Raw genomic sequence first — 2,874 nt, 5'->3', positions numbered from 1 at the left:
AGTAGTTTAGCCGGTTGAACGGATCGCCGGTTGATCAGGGGGTAGGAGTGGCCGGGAGCCGCGCCCGACAGCCTTCCCATCGTTGCTGGCGGTCCGCTGGTCCTGGCCGCTGAGAGGAACCACCCGCAGAGAATTTCCCATCCGGCTCACTTTTTTCAAAGAACATGTTGATATCTTTATGTTGTTATGTTATACAACATACAGGAGAGACTCCTGCCTCCACGAACCGAACGTGCTAGCCGCCAACGCCAGCTCCTCGGCGAACTCCAAGACCAGCACCGGCAGCTCGTCGAGACGCTGATCGAGATCCGCGAACTGCTCAAAGGCTCCGTCTACGAGCTCAAGACCCGCTGCGGCAAACCCTCCTGCCACTGCGCTGCCCCCGATGGCGCTCGCCACACCACTCCGGTACTCTCCTGGAGCGACCAGGGCAAGACCCAGTTGCGCTCGCTGCCGGCCAAGGAGGTGGACCGCACCCGCCGCCTGACGGAAGACTATCGCCAGTTCCGCCAGGCTCGCGCTGCCTTGGTCAAGCTCCATCGGCGCGTCCTCGCCACCGTCGACCGGCTCGAGAAGGCCCTCCGGCTGCCTCCGCCCCGGCCGGTCTCGAAAAGGCGGAAACGATAATGGACTTGCTGGCCTTCGAACAGGACCGAGGTTTCGTATTGAAGGCTCTCCTTCAAGGTGAGATCGATTATCTGGAGCCGGTCACCGAAGCCGTCGAGGCCGACTTCTTCCGCCAACTGATCGATCGGCAGATTCTGGAGCGGATGGCCGAGAGCTACCCCACGCCGCGCAAGAAGCAGGAAGTGCCGGTCTGGCTCTATCTGGCCAGCGAGGTCAGCTTGAAGCTCCGCGGCTCGCAGAGCTATCACGCCTACCCCCGGCTGTTGCGCTCCGGCGGCCTGATCGATGCGCTGGGGCCGGAGTTGGGCGGGCGCAAGAGTCGGCATCCGGAAACCGGTGATGTGACGCTGGCCTGTCCGGGCTTCAATCGCAAGAACGACTACGACCGGCAGACGCCTTGCGACCAGGATTTCCTGCGGAAGTTTGCCCGAGATACGGATGTCGAGCACCTGCACGCTTGGTTCAACCGCGAAGTGCCGCGTGCGTTACGCTCCCTGAAGCTGTTCGATTCCGAAGGCCTGTTCATCGGCGACGCCTCCTACCTGTTTGTTCCCGACAACGAACACTACGAGGGCTCCGACCGGCTCTGGTTCGACGAGCACAACCATCCGGTGAGCGCCGATGAGGTCAATGGCAAAGACCCTCGCCATCAACTCCGCCGCTGCTACAAGCTAGTGAGTCTGATCCATGTGAACCGGCAACTGGAGTTCTTCTTCGTGGTGGCGGCCCGAATAGTTGGAGGCCGGCGGCATGAGTGCCCCATCCTCTACGAGCTGGCCGAGCAGTTTGTGAAAGCGGCCGGGCCGGGAGTGATGAAGATGTTGATTGTCGATCGCGGCCTGATCGACGGCCCGCGCATGGGCCGGCTCAAACAGGTCCACCACGTCGACACTCTCGTGCCGTTGCGGCGCAACATGGACGCTTACGCGGACGCCATCGGGCTGACGCGGTTGCCCGACTTCGAGTGGGAGCCGTACCGGCGCCCGGAAGCTCCCCCGCCGGTGTCGCCTCCCCCGCCGAAGCCGCCCCGCGTGGCCAAGCGGGAAGCCAAACGGCAGCAGACCTTGGCGCGACGCAAAGCCGAGGCCGGCCAGCCGAACCCCGCGACCGCCAAGCCCCCGGCCACTGTTGGTCTGCCCCGCACGCGGCTCGGCATCGGACGGGGCCTGCTGAGCTGGAGTGACTGTCCGGTTCCGTTGACGGCGGTGATCAATCGCGAGATCGACGAGCAGGGCCAGAGCAAGGACTGGGTCCTGGTGAGCACCTCGGCGAAGCTCACCGCCAACCAGATGCGCTCGACCTACGAGTTGCGAACCGCCATCGAGGAGCGCCACCGCCAGTACAAGTGCTTCTGGGACCTTACCCGAATGCACTCCCGCGCCTTCTCGCTGGTGGTCAACCAGGCGCTGTTTGTCCTGCTCGCCTACACCCTGCTCCAGGCCCATCTGCTGCTGCGCCAGCGCCAGCGCCTGAATCCGCTGACCCGCACCAGCATCCTCGATCTGCTCACCCCCACCCTGGAAGTGGTGGCGGTGTACTACCAGCAACGCTTCTGTTTGCTGTCCCTCCCAGAGTTCGCCCGCATCCTGCTCACCCTCGAGGAGAAAGCCCGCCACAAGCTGCGGAAGAAAATGCACCAGTTCGAAAAGAACCTTGACGGCCTGCTGAACAACGCCCGGTCGCCGTGAGGCCGGCCTGGCCGATGCTTCCAGTCTGAGCGCTTTTTCACCCGGGTTGCTTCCCGCGCCCAGCAACCCAAAAGAAGACTGTACTCTTCAAAACGTCTTCGAGGTCGCTGTCGTCCTTCTCGCCCCGGATTCAACCGCCTGCTCGCGTTTGCCCAGGCCTTCCTTCCCCGCACCGCCGTTTTCTGCCCATACAACGGGTCCTGACGCCGCTCGGCGCTCTCTCGCCTCCCCTACTGTCTGAATCGCAGTCCTGCCATGATAATGCTTGACGGCATCATTGAAGGGTGATAACATCATATCTCAAGGTTCTGGAGGAGGCGAGCAGAGTGGCTTTGTATGGGCGGCTGATCATTATCCTATTGGGGTTGGGTTGTGCATCTTGGGCGACGCCCATTCCCTACGAAGTGCTCGTCGACACTTCTTCGTTCTCCGGCGCCACGGGTGCCGAGATGTGTTCCTACCGTGGTCGTGCCGTCGGCGATTGGTTCGGCTACTCGGTGGCGTTCGCTGGCGACCTCAACCGCGATGGTCTCGGCGATGTCGTGGTCGGCGCCTTGCT

The 2,874-nt window shown here is 62.9% G+C and carries 3 protein-coding genes; all 3 read left to right on the top strand.

All coding sequences use genetic code 11. The features are described from left to right. The first annotated feature begins 186 nt into the window (after positions 1–186). Complete coding sequence (locus GY769_24890) at positions 187–627, top strand: hypothetical protein (GenBank protein ID MCP4205160.1); 441 nt, start codon at positions 187–189, stop codon at positions 625–627. After that, positions 627–2,315 (top strand): transposase, encoded by a 1,689-nt coding sequence (locus GY769_24885; GenBank protein MCP4205159.1) that lies wholly within the window; start codon positions 627–629, stop codon positions 2,313–2,315. The genes GY769_24890 and GY769_24885 overlap by 1 nt, the downstream gene beginning before the upstream one ends. Before the next feature lie 326 nt (positions 2,316–2,641). Further along, positions 2,642–2,874: hypothetical protein (locus GY769_24880; GenBank protein MCP4205158.1), on the top strand; the 233-nt coding region annotated here is incomplete at its 3' end.

Source organism: bacterium, from assembly GCA_024224155.1.
Classification (GTDB): domain Bacteria; phylum Acidobacteriota; class Thermoanaerobaculia; order Multivoradales; family JAHEKO01; genus CALZIK01.
The sequence above is the reverse complement of the archived record's forward strand: the minus strand, read 5'-3'. Positions and strand labels throughout refer to the sequence as shown.